Below are 18,380 nucleotides of genomic sequence, written 5' to 3'. Positions count from 1 at the left end.
TTATGCTCGAAAATAAGCCCGGCCCGAACGTAACAAACAGGCTATTCATTACATTATCAATAATGCTTGCTACCGTAATGCAGTCACTAGATACGACCATTGCTAATGTGGCTTTGCCTCACATGCAAGGAGGCATGGGCGCTACTCAAGAGCAAATTTCCTGGGTACTCACCTCCTATATTGTTGCCGCAGCAATCTTCACTCCACTAACTGGCTTTTTAGGGGATCATTTCGGACGGCGACGTATTTTCATTTGGTCAGTGATTGGTTTCACCGTTGCGTCCATGTTATGTGGCGCGGCACAGACCCTCCCGCAAATTATTTTATTCCGTCTACTGCAAGGAATTTTTGGTGCAAGTTTAGTTCCATTATCTCAATCCGTTTTACTGGACACCTATCCCCCAGAGAAACATGGCTCAGCTATGGCGATGTGGGGCATGGGGGTCATGGTTGGACCAATTCTTGGTCCATCTTTAGGTGGTTGGTTAACTGAGTACTACAATTGGCGTTGGGTATTTTACATTAATTTACCTTTCGGTATTTTTGCTTGGTTAGGCTTAACCATGTATCTGCAAGAAAATAAATTAAAACTTGGCAAGCATTTTGACCTAATGGGTTTTGCATTTTTAAGTATTGCTATTGGTGCCTTACAGTTATTTTTGGATCGCGGTGAATCTTTAGACTGGTTTAATAGTGATGAGATTATCATTGAAGCTCTTATTGCACTTATCTGCTTGTACTTGTTTATCACCCATATTCTTACTTCGCGCAGCCCATTTATTGAACCAGCAATGTTTAAAGATCGTAACTTCAGTGTGGGACTAGTGTTTATTTTCATTATCGGTATTATCCTTTTAGCGACCATGGCGCTAATGCCTCCTTACATGCAAGGTTTATTAAATTATCCAGTAATTGATGTAGGGCTGCTCTTAGCACCGCGTGGGCTAGGAACCATGACAGCCATGATGATTGTAGGAAAAATCTCTGGGAAAGTGGATACGCGCTACCAAATCTTCCTCGGCCTAATGCTTACCTGTTACTCCTTATGGATGATGACCTTATTCAATGCCAATATTAGTGGTCATGACATTGTTTTAAGCGGAGTCATTCAGGGACTTGGCTTAGGTTTTATTTTTGTGCCTCTCTCAACCCTATCTTTTGCTACCCTACCGACTCAATATCGTAATGATGGTACGGCACTATTTAGCCTATTACGAAATATCGGCAGCAGCATTGGGATCTCCATTGTCATGACCAAATTAGCCCAAAGCACACAAATGAATCATGCAGCCTATGCGAATTACATAACCCCTTTTAATATGAATTTACAGCAAGCAAGCCAGTCTGGTATTTACCCCTTAAATTCACTTAGCGGCCTTGTTTCTCTTAATGCAGAAGTTACACGCCAAGCCACCCTGATGGCTTATTTACAAGATTTTCGCTTTATGATGTGGCTCGTTTTATGTGCCTTACCATTATTATTTCTCTTAAAGGCTCCAGCAAAGAAAGCTAAGGAAAAAACGCCTTCTCAATTACCTGAATTTGAACTATGATACCTGAGGCTGTTAATTGCATTAAAACAATAGAATTATCAGCCCCATGGCGCGTTGACCCCAAGTAAGTATTCGCGGAAATGTGAATACGTCGTCCCGAACACAGTGAGGGATCTCCTGAATGTGGCATAAATGCAATAGTTAAGTGTAAGGCCCCATTCAGGAGATCTTTCCTCCGGAATGACGTACCGTTGTTATCGAACGCTTACAACACGGCAGCGACCCCTTATCATTTCAATTTATGGAGGACTTGATCCATGCGACAGGTACCTAAAGTATATTTTGGTTTTATTAGTCATGCGCCACTTAGTCTGCTAAGGAGTGCCGCATGAAAATTCATGATTTTAAACGCAAAAAGCAAGAGCAGCAAAAAATCGCTATGCTCACGTGCTATGATTATCCCTCCGCCTGTACTATTGCTGAATCTGATATTGACTGTGTTCTTGTTGGCGATTCAGTGGCAATGGCAGTACATGGCCATGATACAACCATTACGGCAACCATGGACATGATGGCTCTGCATACTGAGGCAGTAGCTCGTGGTCTAAAACAGCAATTTTTAATTACCGACCTGCCCTTTTTAAGTCATAAAATTTCTCTGGCTCAAACGGTTGAAAACGTAACTCGCCTTTTGCGCGCAGGTGCTCATGCGGTAAAAATCGAAGGCGGTGATGCAGATACTTGTAAAACGATTAACCACCTAGTGACTGCCGGTGTTCCCGTAATTGGTCATATAGGCCTCACACCACAGTCCATTCACCAATTAGGTGGTTTTAAGGTTCAGGGAAAAAGCCAGGAACATGCAGATATCCTAGTGCAACAAGCGCTTGAATTAGAACAAGCTGGTTGCTTTGCCCTCGTCATTGAATGTGTTCCTCAACAGGTTGCTAAGCGTATTACCGATGCATTGAGCATCCCCACTATTGGTATTGGGGCGGGTATAGATACTGACGGACAAGTCCTGGTTTGGCATGATATGTTAGGCCTGCAAACCAGTCATAACTTTAAATTTGTTAAACGCTACGCTCAAGGCAAAGAAGTATTGCTTAATGCAATTAATGCTTACGCAGGTCAAGTGCATCAAGTGAGTTTCCCAACACCTGAGCATACATTTTAGGTAATGGAATTTACATACCCTGAGCACTTTTAATAGCGTCAACTTCAGCAACCATTGTAAAGCAAAGGCTGGGCTTCAAAAGCCCAGCAACATTGTTGCTGCTCGTTCCGATGGTAGCTTTTCAGCCCCGCCTACACTCATCAAGATATGTGTAGAAGCAATGCTTGACACTATTACAAAAATACTTATGCACCACATGTAGGAGTAATTCATGCAAATTTTTCATGATCTTCATGAATGGATAAGCTTTCGAAAGCAGCTTTCCGTAAAACACACTATTGGCTTTGCACCAACTATGGGCAATTTACATGCAGGCCATGCTTCTTTATTTTTAGCGAGTCAGAAAGAAAATCAGTATACTGCCACCACTTTATTTGTTAACCCCACCCAATTTAATCAAGCAGATGACTACAAACATTATCCTCGGACTTTAGAGGCAGATATTTGTATTATGGAGGAGTCAGGAGTTGATTTTTGTATTTTGCCTACGGAAAAGGCAATGTACCCTGATCAGTATAACTATCAAGTTCATGAACACCAACTTTGTCAGCTTATGGAAGGAACACATCGTCCAGGTCATTTTAACGGTGTACTCACTGTGGTTATGAAATTACTGAATCTGGTTAAGCCTCATAAGGCTTATTTTGGGGAAAAAGATTACCAGCAGTATTTACTGATCCGTGAAATGGTTAAGGCTTTTTTTATGGATATAGACATAATCCCCTGCCCTATTATTCGGGAATCCAGCGGTTTAGCTTATAGCTCTCGTAATAATCGTTTAAATCGAGAAGAAAAAGCATTAGCAGAAGTGTTTGCCCAACTATTCCAGCAAAAAGACAAGACCTGCAAACAAATTGAAGCTGATCTAAGAGCGAGAAATATAACCGTTGAATACATTGAAGAATACGAAAATCGCCGTTTTGCGGCTGTACGTATCGGCGATATTCGTTTAATCGATAATTATTGTTTGTAGTTTTTAATGGGGTAGCCTGGTTACTTGCAACCAGGCTATATTAGATTTAGGCCGATATGCTTTCCGGTACACTACAATAACTCAGGTACCGCTCCTGCAACCACCTCACCAATCGTAACAACTTGAGGTGCCCGTTGATAGGTAGCCCCAACTAAGGTTGATTGTGCAGGAATACCAGCCCATTGGGTATTCTCAGGCAAGCACTCGCCTTTCATTAATAAAGAGAGACTTCCTAAGGTAGAGTTATCTTCCATTACTGTGTTGTAGAGTACGATTGACCCAGTACCGATGTTACAGCCTGAATTAATGGTAACATTAGATACCTTAAATATACGATCTTCATAAAGATGTGTTTGGATTATAGTTTCCGCATTAATGCACACATCATCACCAATGTTGATTAAATCAAATTCAGAAAACTCAGCACTATCAGTAAATACTCTTTTTCCAGCCTTAGTTCCTAAACAACGATGAATCCAAAGTGCAAAGGGAGTACCTAAAACCTTATTTGTTAAATGAGGATTGGTGTAATAGTTATAAGAATATTCAATGACATCATTTTTCCAAATAAAAGGATCCCAAATAGGTTTAGTTAGGGGCTTTAATTTGCCCAAAAGGACCCATTTTAAGCCGACTAAAACTCCAACCATACACACAGTAAGGAATAGCTCAGAAACGGGCAAGACAAGCGCCGTAACGCCCCAAGAATAGGTTGTTAACATGTAGTCCAGAATATAAAGCATGTTAAATAAAACGATTAATGAAAAAGATGTAGGTAAAATAATCCGTAAAAACTCGATTAGCAAACGCGTGCAATACAATTTTTTTGATGGATAAAACGTCTCTTTATCAGAAAAACCAACAAAAACTTCACGTTTTGGTAGATAAACGGCTGGAGAACCTAACCATGCAGAATTTACTTCTGTTGCCTTATCCCCTGGAGGTGTTATTGACAAACATCCAAGCAACGCACGCTCACCCAGTTCTTTACCTGCAGAAAGTAAACTAACATTCCCTACAAAACCACGACGGCCAACAGAAACTGGAGCAAAATTAATTGCACCCTGATAAACATGGGGCCAAGCTAAGGCGACAGAGCTTGCCGTAAACCCCCCCTCCTCGATCGTTACTAAGTCAGGAATAATGTGAGGGGTCTCTCCCATCTCTACGCTTTTGCCCAGTTTAGCACCTAAAAGTCGCAAAAATGCCGGCAAATAAAGGGTATCGGCCATCACTGAGATTTCATCGCTATCTAGCATTTTTACGATGATCCAATGACGAAGATAATAAAAGCTTTTCAGCGAATACTGGCCAGGTTTTACCTTGTCCATAATAATTTTTTTGCAAACAATGACACACAGATAATACAAACTTAAGAAAACAACAGAACCCAAAGGAACTGCAAAGAATATCGTTGTGAAATAACTGCCTTGATCATAATAATAACTGATAAAAGAAAGCGCCGGAATCAGACATAAATAAAACATAACCATAACAAAGACAATGCCTAAATAGTGCAAAATACCAAACGTCGTATTTTCCAGCATTGTTGACTCTTCCACGTCTACTTTTTTCCTCGCGATGTGATCCGCCGGAAGCATGCCTGGGACTGCAGGAGAGCCCGAAAAATAAGCTCCTTTAGGAATAAAACCTTGGTCAGGTAACATGGACATATCATCCAATACCGCATTATCTTCAACAACGCTATTTAAGCCAATAACCGACCGAGAACCAATATAGCAATTCTTACCAATAGTAATAGTACCTATTTTCAGCCAACCATCTTCAACAATATATCCATAAAGCCGGCTATCCGTATTAATAGACGTATTATCACCAATCACCAATAGGTCATGAGCAGCAATCTGCATGGAGCCTATATGACAGTTTTTACCTATTTTTGCCCCTAACAGACGGTAATAAATCGTGACTAATGGAGATCCTACTAGGTACTTAGCCAAAAATAAGTTTTTTTGCAGTTTCTGTACCAACCACCAACGATAATAGAACCAACCCCAAAGCGGATATTCACCCGGCTTCACTCGGCCTAATAAAATCCACTTCATAGCGACGGTAATCATTAACGAAATAATAGGTAATGATAAAAATAAGGCCAAAAATGCTAACTGTGATTCACGAGAAATAATTGAATATTCTGAAGTCACCCAACTGTAGCATAAAACCACCGCCAACAATTGAAAGGTGCCCACTCCATATTGCAATAAACAGCCGAAAAACTGCCCAACACCGCATAAATAATATTTCCATTGAGGGGCACGGTATTTTGGCTTACGCGGAGCTTCTGCTTGTTGGGCTGGGTTTGAATTGTTGAATTTTTGCTCTAGCTGGCCAATTGTGGGATTTTTATATAAATCTAAAATAGATATATTTCGTAACGCAGGAATCCTACGTAAGCTAGATATCGCTTTCGCTGCCAGTAGAGAATGTCCACCAAGATCATAAAAAAAGTCAGCATCTGCAGAAATGTTAGGATAATCCAGCACCTTCTCCCAAACATGGGCAATTTCTTTTGCCAATTCTGATTTGGGTGCTACATATGTGGTCTCTGCTTTTGCTTGAGTTGGTTTAGGCAAGGCCTTGCGGTTTACCTTGCCACTCGATAAGACCGGAAAAAATTCCAGAACCTCTGTAATCGCTGGAATCATATAATCAGGTAAATTAGTTTTTAAAAATGATCTGAGCTCACTGACACTAAATTTTGCATTTTTTTCGAGTAAAACATAAGCAACTAATGTTGGTTGATCTAGGGTTTGCAAAGAAACTACTGCTTGCTTAATGCCTGGGTATTGCATCATTACGGCTTCGATTTCATTAAGTTCAATACGAAAACCACGTAGTTTCACCTGATCATCAATCCGCCCAGCAAAGCGTATATCACCATGTTCTGTTTTAGATGCTAAATCACCAGTACGATACAAGCGCTCTTGATTTGCTGGATTAATTACAAATTTTTCCGCTGTACTTTCTGGACGATTCACATATCCTCGGGCCAGGGCTAAGCCACTAATGCATAACTCACCCTCTTCGCCATCGCTTACTTCATTTAGATGTTCATCAACAATCACAACGCCATAACCAGGCAGTGGCTTGCCTATGGTAATTTCTTTCTCTGGATGACATTCCGCATAAGTTGCAATAACGGTGGCTTCCGTAGGACCGTAAGTATTAATAATTCGAAGCCCTTTACGGCTCCAATTTTTAACCAAACTGGCAGGACAGGTTTCGCCGCCTAAAATTAATAACCGTAAATCAGGTAACTGCCCTTCTAAAGTAGATAATAGTGTCGGAACGGTGGACAGTACACTAACCTGATGTTGATGTAAGAAAGAAATTAAACCCAGGCCTGAGCGAACCTCTTTTGCAGTACATGCAACTAAAGCAGCGCCATTAGCAAAAGCCATCCACAGCTCTTCTAACGAGGCATCAAAAGCTAAAGAGAAACCTTGATAAACACGATCATTGCTGGTTATCGCATAAAGAGTACTTGCCTCGGTTACATAATGACAAATACTGCTATGTGGAATTTCTACTCCCTTGGGCTTGCCAGTCGAGCCTGAAGTGTAAATGACATAACATAAATCATCTGCATCTTGCTCATTTGAAACTGAGGTCAGTCTTTTGGTCGGCTGTTGTGAAAGTTCCTCATTAAGCTCATCAAGCGCATAAGCCTTTGGCCATGCTAGTTTTTTTTGTGCTAATTGGCTTGAGGAGGTTAACACTGCCGTAAATTGCAGATCAGAAAAAATATAATTAATTCGCTCCTCAGGGTAATCTACTTCAATAGGAACGTAAGCTGCTCCTGCTTTAAGAGAAGCGAGTATGGCAATATAGCATTCAACGGAGCGTTCTAAAAGAATACCGACAATGCTGCCTTTTGATACGTTGTTCTCAACAAGATAATGAGCCAACTGGTTAGCACGACATTCTAATTCTTGGTATGAAATAAAAGCATTATCGCAAATTAAAGCAATATTACTGGCAAAGCGATCGACGGATCGCTCAAAAAAATGATGCAACTGCATAGTGTTATCACCGGATGAAAAACTCAAGTTGGCTTGCTCCTACTAAAGGCACCATTTCCACAACTTCATTGATTTTTGATAAAAAAGCACAGAAAACCCTATACTTTAAATATATTATATTTAGCATCAATAGTAAAAGGCTTATGAAAAAAACACAGAAGCGGAGCTATATTTGAGGGATTATAATTCTTTATTGTCTGACAAGCGACACTCTAAGGATATAATTTTTTTAAAAATCATCGTACCTTATACACGACAGTAATTTTCTGCGCCCCAGATCGAACAAAAAAAAGATCATGCTGGACTTTAATGCCACATTGCACACAGCACATCCTCCTGCAAAGGATACGAGGGAGGAGAATGTGCCATTAGCTAAAAAATTTCTTGTAGAAAATTAGTCATTGCCAACCAGGAACGTTTCGCTGCAGTGGAATTATACATTAAGCCTAATTCGGTATCATGAGCATTAGGGTTGGTGAATGCATGTTGCACTTGACCATACATATGCAACTGCCAATCAACCTTTGCTACAGTCATTTCTTGACAAAACGCATTGGCTTGCTCGGGATTTGCCAGAGGATCTTCATAACCATGCAAAACTAAAATCTTGGCTTTAATGGGGCCCGACTTCATACTTCCAGGCTTATTCAGTAGCCCATGAAAGCTAACCGCACCTTTGATATCAGCCCCTGAGCGTGCTAATTCTAAAGCACACATGCCGCCAAAGCAAAAGCCAATGATCGCAACCCGCTCCTTATCTACTTCAGGAATGGAGAGAACCGTCTTTAAAGCAACATCCAAACGTCGACGAAACAATGCTTGATTAGAAACCAAGGGTTGTATTAATGCTGATTTTTCTTCCGTCGTTTTGCCAATCTGAGCATTCCCAAACATATCCAGTGCAAAGCCAAGATAACCCATTTCAGCAAGCATCGTTGCTTTTTGGCAAGCAAATTCATTACGTCCCGACCAATCATGAGCTACAATTACTGCGGGCCGAGTACCTTCTTTAGAAGAGTCGTAAGCCAGAAAACCATGAAGTTCCAGTTCATCCTGATGATAAATATAGTTTGAAGTATGCATGTACTATCCCTGAAATAAACAGTAACGATAGTCTAGGTGAATCTAATTAAATGTCCAGTAATTTAACCTGGGTAGTGCATAAAAAAGGCTGTGATTTTTATGAGTAAATATAAGGGATTTTTAATATATAGCCATTTGATAATAAACGAATTGTGAATCAATAAAAAAATTGGTCTACACTAAAAGAAAATGAAAGGAATTAATATCATGTTAACTACATCATTAACATACGTTAGGGATTTATTACATGCGAAATTCTGCTATCAAGTTTTTATTACGCCCATCCATTTCCCCCTAGAAAAAGAATATCGAAATTTTGCCAAATTAGCCTGTGAAATTATGGAGAAAAGGCGTACGGAGGTAATTCATAAGGAGTATCCCCGTCATCACGTATTACATCGGTTTCTCCCCATTAAAACAACTAAAGATAAAAAAATTCTTATTACTCATGGCTGGATATCTCGCGCTGCTTATATGATGCGAATTATTGATTCTTTGCAACAACAAGGATATGAAGTATATGCCATTGATTTCCCCGCTCATGGTGAAGCCAAAGGGCTACAATTGCCGTGGATGGATGCCGTCAACGTAATTAAGGAAACCGTAAACCAATATGGTCCTTTCTATGGAGCCATTGGGCATTCTTTTGGTGGTTCCATGTTGCTTAATACGTTAAATTTATCCGGACAACTTCCGGAATGGCGATTACTTCATAAACCGGAACGTGCCATATTAATTGCTTCTCCCACGCACATGCGTGGTCCAGTAACTCACGTTGCTAAAAAATTCAAGCTTAGTGGACATGGGTATGTTCACCTGCGTCATCTCATGGAAGAAGATGCGAAGGTAGGTTTAAATCGGATACAACTAAATCATTTCATTTCCCAATCCCCGAATATTCCCTTTTTATGTATTCATGGAGACTTAGACAAAACGGTGAGCACCGAGGAATCTATCCGTTTTTGTAGACAGTACCCTAATGCGGATTTGCGAATTTTGACAGACGCGAATCATGTCAGTGTATTAATGGACGAGCGGGTGGAGAGTTTGGTGCGAGATTTTTTAGAGTAATTGGTGCTGCTCACCTACTTAGTACAAGCAATGCTGGAGCCTGTAAATAGAAAATCGAATTACCGCCTTGACCGCGGTAATTCGAGAATATTATATTATTTGGCAGGGAACAAACTATCCGGCTACGCCTCAATATACTGACGTAACTTCTTCATCGCATTTTTTTCAAGCTGTCGCACACGTTCAGCAGATACACCATATTTTTCTGCTAAATCATGCAAAGTCAGTTTATCATCGGCTAACCAGCGTTGCTGCAAAATATCTTGGCTGCGCTCATCAAGCTGCTCTAAGGCCAGCATTAATTTCTCGCGACCTTGATCCCCACTGTCTTCTTTTTCTAACACCAGTGCGGGATCATCTTCTGCATTAAATAAATAGCGCTCTGGTGCATGGAAATCATCACCATCATCCGCATCAGAAGCCTCATATGGAGAATCCATCGCATTCAAACGTTGCTCCATCAACAGAACGTCCTTAGTACTGACACCCAGATCTCTTGCCACAGCTTCAACTTCTTCATTACTAAACCACCCCAAGCGATTCTTCATCTGACGAAGATTAAAAAATAACTTGCGCTGTGCTTTAGTAGTCGCAACCTTAACAATACGCCAATTGCGCAATACAAATTCATGGATTTCCGCTTTAATCCAATGGACTGCGAAAGAAACCAAGCGCACGCCCATTTTAGGGTCAAATCGTTTTACAGCTTTCATTAACCCAACGTTGCCTTCTTGAATTAAATCATTTAAAGGCAAACCATAGCCTAAATAGCCTCGAGCAACTCGAACAACATAGCGTAAATGAGCAAGAACTAAGTGTCTAGCTGCTTCAAGATCCCCTTCAGAATGAAAACGCTCGGCATAGGCAAGCTCTTCCTCCAAAGTTAACATAGGAATTTGATTAACTCTATGAATGTACGCATCAAGACTGCCTATCGGTAAATTCATAGCAGCAAGTTGCAAATGTTGACTCATACGTCTTCCTCTTGGAATTAAACTACAATTGAGGTTCTATAGAAGCTAGTTGCCGTTTTACCGACAAACAGGCCCCTAACCAACCTAGTATAATAGCAAATATAATGAGTAGCAAGATTTGGCGCATTGAAAGAAGATCAATCGAGTAGTGCATTTGATATACAAATGCTAGGTGATTAACTGCTCTTGCTAAACTTAAAATAAAAATGTTCACTAAAAAGGCAGCGAAAACAGCCCCAATAACCCCATACCAAATTCCTGAGTATAGAAAAGGCCGAAGGATAAAGGGATCTTTAGCACCAATTAACTTTAAAACTTGAATCTCTTCCTGACGACTATGTAATGCTAAACGCAATGTCGTACCGATGATCAGCACTACCGCTAAGGCGAGCAAGACTAATAAGCCATCGGCAAAATGCGAAGCAAATCGTATCAGCGCGTCAAGGCGACTAATCCACTCCATATCAACCTTCGTTTGCTCAACACCCACCAAGGCTTGCAACTGTTGGACCAGCTGATCCAACTTAATGGGAGAATCAACCGATAGGGCTGGCTGTACAGCCACAACCGCCGGCAATGGATTTTCAGGAAGATAACGCATGATATCCTGCATTCCCTCTTGCTTTGTTAATTCCGCGAGTCCTTCTGCCGATGATGTTAATGAAACCCGGCCGACCCCCTCAGTATCACGCACCCTCTGTACAAGTTGTTGCTGTTCAGCTTCCGTCAAATTAGGTTTTAGATACATAGAAATTGGGCCGCCTCGTTTCCAATCACCTGTCAGTTTATTGATATTATCGGTACATACCCAAAAAAGAGCGGGCAATGCCAAAGCAATTGCAATCACCACTGAAGTCATTAAGGTCGCCACCGGTTTGCTGCACAGATAATTTAAACTTTGAGTTGCAGCCTGGACATGATAGGCAATAAACGGTTGTAATTTCTTTAACATACCCTGCCTCCTTTCAGCATGACAATTCGATGTTTCATGCGGGCAATTAAAGGCAAATCATGGGTCGCAATCAATACACTTACACCAACCTGATTAAATTGCTCAAATAGGGACATAATTTCCGTAGACAGCTTGGGATCTAAATTTCCAGTAGGCTCATCAGCCAATAATAAAGCCGGTTTATGTACTACAGCACGCGCGATGCCAACCCGTTGTTGCTCTCCTCCAGAGAGATGAGGAGGCAGCATTTTTTCCTTGCTTAATAAACCGACCATGTCTAAAGCAGCATGAACCCGTTTTGCAATCATGGGATAAGGAGTGCCCTGGATTTGTAAAGGTAAGGCGACATTATCAAAAATGCTGCGATCATTCAGTAAATAAGGCGATTGAAAGGTAATGCCTAATTGACTGCGGTGTGCCGCTACATCGCGACGTTTCAAATGATTTAAACGCACGCCATTCACTGTTAATTGTCCAGACGTAGGCCATTCTAAAAGGGCGATTAGCTTCAATAAAGTGCTTTTACCCGCTCCCGAATGTCCGGTAAGGAACGCCATTTCGCCCTTTTGTAACGAAAAATTAACATTGCTTAAGGCTTCATAGCCACCAGGATACCGTTTACTCACCTGCTCAAATGTGATCATGAAACAATGCACCAACAAATTGTTCAGCATTAAAGGGACGTAAATCCTCTATCCCTTCACCAATCCCTATATAACGAAAGGGTATTTCTAATTCACTCGCAATAGCAAACAATATTCCACCTTTGGCAGTTCCATCCAACTTGGTCATGGTAATGCCCGTTAATTTCACTGCCTCATGGAATTGTCGTGCCTGTATTAATGCATTCTGCCCTATGCTTGCATCCAAGATCAACATCGTTTCATGAGGTGCTTCAGGGCAAAGCTTTTGCAAGACCCTTTTTACTTTTTTCAACTCATCCATCAGATTGCCCTGGGTATGCAAACGTCCGGCGGTATCAGCAATAAGTACATCGACTTTACGCGCTTTTGCTGCTTGCAGCGCATCAAAGACCACTGAGGCACTATCTGCCCCAGTATGTTGGGCAATGACAGGGATATCATTTCGCTCACCCCAAACTTGCAATTGCTCTACAGCTGCCGCTCTAAACGTATCCCCTGCAGCCAACATAACTTTTTTGCCTTGTTGTTGAAACTGTTTCGCTAATTTACCAATCGTGGTCGTTTTTCCGGCGCCATTGACGCCAACCATTAAAATAACAAAAGGCGAATGATCTTCGGTCTCTAAAGTTAAAGGGGTATCTTTTGGAGTTAAAATGGATTGTAAATGCGCTTTAAGAGCATCATAAACTGCCTCACCATTAGCTAACTGCTTACGCTCCAAGCCTTCGGCGATTTGTTTTAATACCTTTTGCGTCGTATTAATTCCAAGATCCGCGGTGATGAGTATGGTCTCTAGCTCATCCAGTAATTCTTGGCTAATCTCTTTTTTACCTAATAAAAGCCGTCCAATACCATCACCCAATTGGTGACGTGTTTTACTTAAGCTTTTGCGAAAACGAGCAAAAATACCTTCTTTGGTGGCTTCCAGTTTAGGTTCTACAGGAATTGGAGCTACCTCAGAAATAGACTCTTCGATTTCCTGTTGCTCGGTGCTCTCAGGCGGAGCTTCACTTTGGCTTCGTTTAAACCATTTAATCATATTAGTATACAAATCCTAAAAAATGTGGAATTCTATCATCTTTTTGCTTAGAGGTTAATTTGTGCGCAAAATATTGATCACCTTACTTATGGTACTATCTTGCCAAACCTTCAGCCAAGTTCAAGAGTATACCTTGAATAATGGATTAAAAATATTGGTTAAAGAAGATCATCGAGCTCCTATTGTGGTATCCATGATTTGGTACAACGTAGGCTCCGCAGACGAGCCTGGCGGTATCACAGGGGTCTCTCATGCCATTGAACATATAATGTTTAAAGGTACTAAAAAATACCCGTTAGGGGTCTTTTCTAAGACAATCGCGGAAATTGGCGGCCAATCGAATGCGTTTACCAACAATGATTACACCGCTTTTTTTGAAAAAACCGATGCCTCCCGCTTAGCAACCAGCTTTGAACTTGAGGCTGATCGCATGAATAATTTACTGCTTAGTGCCGATGAATTTGCGAAAGAAATTAAGGTAATCCAGGAGGAGCGTCGTTTACGAACTGACGATAATCCCCAAGCTCTAGCCTTTGAACGCTTTTTAGCAACCGCTCATTTAGCCGCGCCCTACAATCATCCAGTTATTGGTTGGATGAGCGATCTAAAACAAATGAGTGTTGATGATATAAAAAAATGGTATAAACGCTACTATGCACCAAATAACGCAACCCTGGTAGTAGTAGGCGATGTAAATGCAGAGCAAGTTCATGCGTTAGCACAACAGTATTTTGCAGCCCTTCCTCAGCGAAAAATTCCCGTACGTAAGCCACAACAAGAACCCCCGGCATTAGGAAAGAAAGCAATTCAGGTACAAAGCACAGCAAAACTGCCGCTGGTGATGATTGGTTATTCGGTACCTGGAGTAAAGACAGCAAAAGCAGCATATGAACCTTATGCACTGGAAATTATTGCTGGTATTATGGATGCCGGTGAAGGGGCTCGTTTTGCCAAAAATCTCATCCGAGGGCAACATATCGCGACAGGAGCCAGTACCTACTACAATCTTTATACTCGCTATCAAACTCAATTTATCGTTTATGGCGCCCCCAGCCAAAACCAAAACGTGAACGTTTTGGAAAAAGGCTTAATTGAACAATTGGCCGATTTGAAAAAGAATCTCGTGAGTGAAAAAGAATTACAACGCATTAAAAATCAAATCATTGCCCAAAAAACTTATGAAAAAGACTCGATTTTTAGTCAAGCAATGGAGCTTGGTTTGCTAGAAACCGTAGGACTTGGCTGGAACAAAGCTAATGAATATACCCAAGCAATTAATGCGGTAACTGCGGAGCAAATTCAACAAACGGCTCAACGTTATTTTCAAGACAATAATATGACCGTCGCCAAGCTAGAGCCGCAGACCACTCCTAAGGTGAAATCATGAAAATATTAACTACCTGCCTTATGGCGTTAACCATCGGCTTATACAAGCCGGCTCAAGCGACAAACTTTAAAACTGAAAAATGGCAAACAGCGAATGGCGTACACGTAGTGTTTTACCCCGCAAAAGAAGTACCGATGCTGGATGTTAGTCTCGCATTTGCGGCAGGTTCCTCCTACGATGGAGAACACTATGGTTTAAGCTCCTTAACCGGCCATTTGTTAAATCAAGGCAGTGCGGGCCAAGATGCAACCGCGATTGCCGAGGCATTGGCAGATACTGGAGCACAATTCAGTGTGGAAAATAGCAGAGATATGATCATTTTAAATCTGCGCTCGTTGGTCAGTAAGGATAACCTTGCTCAGTCAAGTAAAGCATTTACCCAAATTATTAATCAGCCTGATTTTACAGATGAGGCGTTTGACAGAGAGAAAAAACAATTACTAATGGCTATTGAGCAAAGCCATGAATCACCCGAAGATGTTGCGGATCGGGCATTTTTCAAGGCCTTATACCAGCAACATCCCTACGCACATCCAGTTAATGGCACCACCAAATCACTAAATACTATTACTAAAAAACAAGTAACGGACTTCTATCACCGTTATTTTGTAGCGCCCAATGCGGTACTCGTCATGGTGGGGGATATTAGTAGTGAAACAGCTCACCAATTAGCCGAACAGTTTACAGGAAAGTTACCTAAAGGTACTCCCGCTCAGCCTGTTGCCCAAGCAGCGCAGCTACCTCAAGCCGAACATGTGAAGACCTCCTTTCCATCATCGCAAACCATGATTCGTCTTGGTCAAATAGGTATTGATCATCAAAATCCCCGTTATTTCCCGCTGATGGTGGGGAATTATATTTTAGGTGGTGGCTCCTTAGTTTCGAGACTGGCTATTGAAGTAAGAGAAAAACGAGGATTAACTTATGGTGTTGAGAGTCAATTTTCGCCCATGCCTGGAGAAGGGCCTTTTCTCATCAGTTTATCAACTCGTAATCAGCAAGCTAAGCTGGCTCTGGATATCATTCAAAAGGAATTACACACTTACATCAACAATGGCCCCAGCGAGCAAGAACTGGATGCAGCAAAACAATATCTTACCGGTAGTTTCCCACTCTCTTTAGCAAGCAACCGCAGCATTGCAACCATATTGTTACGTATGACTTTTTACCATTTACCAGATGATTATTTGGATACTTACGTCGCTCGCATCAAGGCCGTAACCAAAGACGAAATAAAACAGGCATTCCAACAACAGCTAAACCTGGATAAATTACTTCTCGTTACAGTGGGGCAATCTTGAAACAGGAAATTCGAATTATAGGAGGTCAATATCGTGGGAAAAAGTTATCTTTCCCCGATATTGAAGGTCTAAGACCCACCCCTGACCGAGTACGCGAAACCGTATTTAATTGGTTAATGCACGATATTAGAGACGCGCGCTGTCTCGATGCCTTTGCGGGCAGCGGTGCTTTAGGCTTTGAAGCCTTTTCCCGTGGTGCGGCTCAAGTCCTCTTTGTGGAACAATCACCCCAGGCCTATGCGAATTTGCACAAAATAATTACCTCTTTTAATAGCCCTATATTAAAGATCATAAAGACGGATGCCCGCGCTTATCTACAATCCAGCAAAGAGCAATTTGATATTATTTTCCTCGATCCCCCGTTTGCACAAAACTACCTTCCTCAATGCATTCAGGAACTGACCCAGAATGATATTTTAGTTCCCGGTGGTTTGGTTTATTTGGAATCGCCAACAGCAATCGAATTGAATGAAAAATCCTGGCGAACTGTGAAACTCAAAAAAGCCGGCCAAGTAGTCTACGGTTTATTTGAAAAATTATAGGATACGCATAAGCTGGGCTGAAAAGCCCAGCAAATACTGTTGATGTCATTTCCTAATGCGGCGCTTTTCAGCATAGCCTATAAAAAAAGCTACCAACAACAACCAAACCACGACCAAATAGTCAAAGCTCAAACTAAGTGCTGATTTTATAGATAAAATCTCTCTAGCGTAGCAAAAAGCGAATTGATTTAACAAGGCTTTTTGGCGATTCTTTTCCAGAATTTACGTTATGACTTGACAAGGAGCGTGGCTCCTGTTTCAATCATTCCAATATTATCTAGACCGAAAGAATTTGAATGAACAACAAGCTTGTCACGCTTTTAATTGCTTCAATCCTGCTTGCCAGTTGTAAATCTACGGGAGTCTTTTTTAAAAAGCCCCCCGTAAATAACCCTAGTGATGATGCCACCATTAAACTGGCAGAAGCGGCAGTTTCGGTTAGCGATTCAATGCATGAAATGGCTCGCATAGAAAAAGTAGTCGTGCCACCACACAAAGATAATATCTTAACTATACCCAATGCCTATAATCTACAAGCTCGTGCAAGCGTAGATTGGTCCGGGCCGATTGAAGAATTGACCGCGCGCATCGCGAAGGCTGCGCATTATAGAGTACGTATTCTCGGAAAATCTCCAGCGATACCTGTACTTATTAGTCTTACCGTTAAAGACCAAAGCTTAGCTGAAATTCTGCGTGATATAGATTATCAAGCTGGAATAAAAGCTTTTATTCATGTTTACCCTAACAGTCAGGTTGTTGAATTACGTTATGCCAAAATTTACTCTTAGTCTCACTGTTCTGGTGTCTGCCTTATTGGTGGCATCATGTCACAAAACACCTTATCTAGGTGATACCGGTTCATTGGCTGGTTTGCAAGCCATGGCCAATGTAACGGCCAAGGAAAGAACCAGAAAGCAGTCTGGTAAATTTCGCCAAATGGCTCTTAAAGAAACAGCCCTCAGCCTTGGAGCTCAAGCAGGCTTGGCATGGCGAGCGAAAGCTATTGATGAGCAATTGGCCAAACAAACGCGCACCTTAGATACTATCTATGATTTTAATTCACTCACTCTGGAGCATAATATTCTCCCGCCCGTATTATTAGAAGGAAGAAATACCTTAAATCTAGCAGATGCACAAAACATTCGTGTTGCAGATCGCACTTATAAAGTAGCAAAGCAAGCCCATTTTGTGACGACCCCTCCAACATGGCGTCAATATTTATGGTTAGATTATGTTAAACCAGAATATCCAAACCATACCCTGCTTCCTAAAACTCGAATCGAGAAGAAAATTTGGTGTATGTATGTAGCTAAAGGTTGGAAAAACGGTATTGAGCAAGCCAATACTATTCTTGAAGAAAACATTGCTCGTATCAAAGAAGACTTTGGCGGCATGATTCTTTACCGCAAACTATTAGCAATGAATATGGTTTCTCCTCCCTATGTATCCCATACTGACTTAGGGGTTACTGGGGATGCCTCCGAAATTCGTATTGATGATCGCGTCTTACGTATTACGGCACTACCTGCATTAAATATCAATAGTAATGAATGGCGAGCAGCTGTAGCCAAAGATGAGAATGCGTTGGAACAATTTAAGAATATGGAAAAACTGGCAAGTCAGTCTAAAATTATCATAACAGACAAATCTTGGCAGCCTGTTATTACACCAACGACGAACTGATAATTTAATTATGACTAC

At 41.3% G+C, this 18,380-nt stretch carries 15 protein-coding genes; 9 read left to right on the top strand and 6 right to left on the bottom strand.

Translation table 11 applies throughout. The features are described 5' to 3' along the window. Positions 1-2 precede the first annotated feature (2 nt). The 3 genes from E1P08_RS08530 (at position 3) to panC (ending at position 3,643) form a co-directional block, all read left to right on the top strand. Positions 3-1,553 carry a DHA2 family efflux MFS transporter permease subunit gene (locus tag E1P08_RS08530; RefSeq protein ID WP_133136610.1) on the top strand — a complete coding sequence of 517 codons (1,551 nt, stop codon included), beginning with the start codon at positions 3-5 and terminating at the stop codon, positions 1,551-1,553. 328 nt (positions 1,554-1,881) lie between these two features. Further along, on the top strand, positions 1,882-2,670 hold the full coding sequence (gene panB / locus E1P08_RS08525; RefSeq protein ID WP_133136609.1) for a 3-methyl-2-oxobutanoate hydroxymethyltransferase: 789 nt from the start codon (positions 1,882-1,884) through the stop codon (positions 2,668-2,670). 211 nt (positions 2,671-2,881) lie between these two features. Beyond that, complete coding sequence (gene panC / locus E1P08_RS08520) at positions 2,882-3,643, top strand: pantoate--beta-alanine ligase (protein ID WP_133136608.1); 762 nt, start codon at positions 2,882-2,884, stop codon at positions 3,641-3,643. Positions 3,644-3,714: 71 nt separating this feature from the next. On the opposite strand, the gene E1P08_RS08515 is transcribed toward panC, so the two are convergent. Beyond that, a complete protein-coding gene (locus tag E1P08_RS08515) occupies positions 3,715-7,713 on the bottom strand; it encodes a Pls/PosA family non-ribosomal peptide synthetase (protein WP_242602411.1) in 3,999 nt (1,332 codons plus the stop codon). Positions 7,714-8,058: 345 nt separating this feature from the next. After that, positions 8,059-8,769 (bottom strand): dienelactone hydrolase family protein, encoded by a 711-nt coding sequence (locus tag E1P08_RS08510; protein ID WP_133136607.1) that lies wholly within the window; start codon positions 8,767-8,769, stop codon positions 8,059-8,061. A 207-nt stretch (positions 8,770-8,976) separates the two neighbouring features. Between E1P08_RS08510 and E1P08_RS08505 the strand changes: the two genes are divergently transcribed. After that, positions 8,977-9,840: an alpha/beta hydrolase gene (locus E1P08_RS08505; protein WP_133136606.1), complete on the top strand. Its 864-nt coding sequence runs from the start codon at positions 8,977-8,979 to the stop codon at positions 9,838-9,840. A gap of 122 nt (positions 9,841-9,962) precedes the next feature. Here E1P08_RS08505 and rpoH read toward each other — a convergent pair whose 3' ends face one another. The 4 genes from rpoH to ftsY are packed head-to-tail and all read right to left on the bottom strand — an operon-like array spanning position 9,963 to position 13,449. Further along, complete coding sequence (gene rpoH / locus E1P08_RS08500) at positions 9,963-10,814, bottom strand: RNA polymerase sigma factor RpoH (RefSeq protein WP_133136605.1); 852 nt, start codon at positions 10,812-10,814, stop codon at positions 9,963-9,965. A gap of 22 nt (positions 10,815-10,836) precedes the next feature. Continuing rightward, complete coding sequence (gene ftsX / locus E1P08_RS08495) at positions 10,837-11,766, bottom strand: permease-like cell division protein FtsX (RefSeq protein WP_133136604.1); 930 nt, start codon at positions 11,764-11,766, stop codon at positions 10,837-10,839. Beyond that, entirely contained in the window at positions 11,760-12,410 is a 651-nt protein-coding gene (gene ftsE / locus E1P08_RS08490; protein ID WP_133136603.1) for a cell division ATP-binding protein FtsE, read from the bottom strand. The genes ftsX and ftsE overlap by 7 nt, the downstream gene beginning before the upstream one ends. After that, entirely contained in the window at positions 12,397-13,449 is a 1,053-nt protein-coding gene (gene ftsY / locus E1P08_RS08485; RefSeq protein WP_133136602.1) for a signal recognition particle-docking protein FtsY, read from the bottom strand. Before ftsY ends, ftsE begins: the two co-directional genes overlap by 14 nt. A 61-nt stretch (positions 13,450-13,510) precedes the next feature. Here ftsY and E1P08_RS08480 point away from each other — a divergent pair, with 61 nt between their 5' ends. The 5 genes from E1P08_RS08480 to E1P08_RS08460 all read left to right on the top strand — a co-directional run bounded on the left by E1P08_RS08480 (position 13,511) and on the right by E1P08_RS08460 (position 18,362). Then, on the top strand, positions 13,511-14,836 hold the full coding sequence (locus E1P08_RS08480; protein ID WP_133136601.1) for a M16 family metallopeptidase: 1,326 nt from the start codon (positions 13,511-13,513) through the stop codon (positions 14,834-14,836). Further along, entirely contained in the window at positions 14,833-16,137 is a 1,305-nt protein-coding gene (locus E1P08_RS08475; protein ID WP_133136600.1) for a M16 family metallopeptidase, read from the top strand. The genes E1P08_RS08480 and E1P08_RS08475 overlap by 4 nt, the downstream gene beginning before the upstream one ends. Next, on the top strand, positions 16,134-16,679 hold the full coding sequence (gene rsmD / locus E1P08_RS08470; RefSeq protein WP_133136599.1) for a 16S rRNA (guanine(966)-N(2))-methyltransferase RsmD: 546 nt from the start codon (positions 16,134-16,136) through the stop codon (positions 16,677-16,679). Before E1P08_RS08475 ends, rsmD begins: the two co-directional genes overlap by 4 nt. A gap of 296 nt (positions 16,680-16,975) precedes the next feature. Continuing rightward, positions 16,976-17,467 carry a type IVB secretion system lipoprotein DotD gene (gene dotD, locus E1P08_RS08465; RefSeq protein WP_133136598.1) on the top strand — a complete coding sequence of 164 codons (492 nt, stop codon included), beginning with the start codon at positions 16,976-16,978 and terminating at the stop codon, positions 17,465-17,467. Further along, positions 17,448-18,362, top strand: coding sequence for a type IV secretion system DotC family protein (locus E1P08_RS08460; RefSeq protein WP_133136597.1), 915 nt, complete (start codon positions 17,448-17,450; stop codon positions 18,360-18,362). The genes dotD and E1P08_RS08460 overlap by 20 nt, the downstream gene beginning before the upstream one ends. The last annotated feature ends 18 nt before the right edge of the window (positions 18,363-18,380 follow it).

Origin of the sequence: Legionella rowbothamii, from assembly GCF_900639985.1 — a bacterium.
Lineage (GTDB): Bacteria > Pseudomonadota > Gammaproteobacteria > Legionellales > Legionellaceae > Legionella > Legionella rowbothamii.
This window is presented reverse-complemented; position numbering and strand designations above follow the sequence as displayed.

Coding starts and splice junctions, on each gene's coding strand:
- E1P08_RS08530 (WP_133136610.1), top strand. CDS start 3: ATGCTCGAAAATAAGCCCGGCCCGAACGTAACAAACAGGCTATTCATT.
- panB (WP_133136609.1), top strand. CDS start 1,882: ATGAAAATTCATGATTTTAAACGCAAAAAGCAAGAGCAGCAAAAAATC.
- panC (WP_133136608.1), top strand. CDS start 2,882: ATGCAAATTTTTCATGATCTTCATGAATGGATAAGCTTTCGAAAGCAG.
- E1P08_RS08510 (WP_133136607.1), bottom strand. CDS start 8,769: ATGCATACTTCAAACTATATTTATCATCAGGATGAACTGGAACTTCAT.
- E1P08_RS08505 (WP_133136606.1), top strand. CDS start 8,977: ATGTTAACTACATCATTAACATACGTTAGGGATTTATTACATGCGAAA.
- rpoH (WP_133136605.1), bottom strand. CDS start 10,814: ATGAGTCAACATTTGCAACTTGCTGCTATGAATTTACCGATAGGCAGT.
- ftsX (WP_133136604.1), bottom strand. CDS start 11,766: ATGTTAAAGAAATTACAACCGTTTATTGCCTATCATGTCCAGGCTGCA.
- ftsE (WP_133136603.1), bottom strand. CDS start 12,410: ATGATCACATTTGAGCAGGTGAGTAAACGGTATCCTGGTGGCTATGAA.
- ftsY (WP_133136602.1), bottom strand. CDS start 13,449: ATGATTAAATGGTTTAAACGAAGCCAAAGTGAAGCTCCGCCTGAGAGC.
- E1P08_RS08475 (WP_133136600.1), top strand. CDS start 14,833: ATGAAAATATTAACTACCTGCCTTATGGCGTTAACCATCGGCTTATAC.
- dotD (WP_133136598.1), top strand. CDS start 16,976: ATGAACAACAAGCTTGTCACGCTTTTAATTGCTTCAATCCTGCTTGCC.
- E1P08_RS08460 (WP_133136597.1), top strand. CDS start 17,448: ATGCCAAAATTTACTCTTAGTCTCACTGTTCTGGTGTCTGCCTTATTG.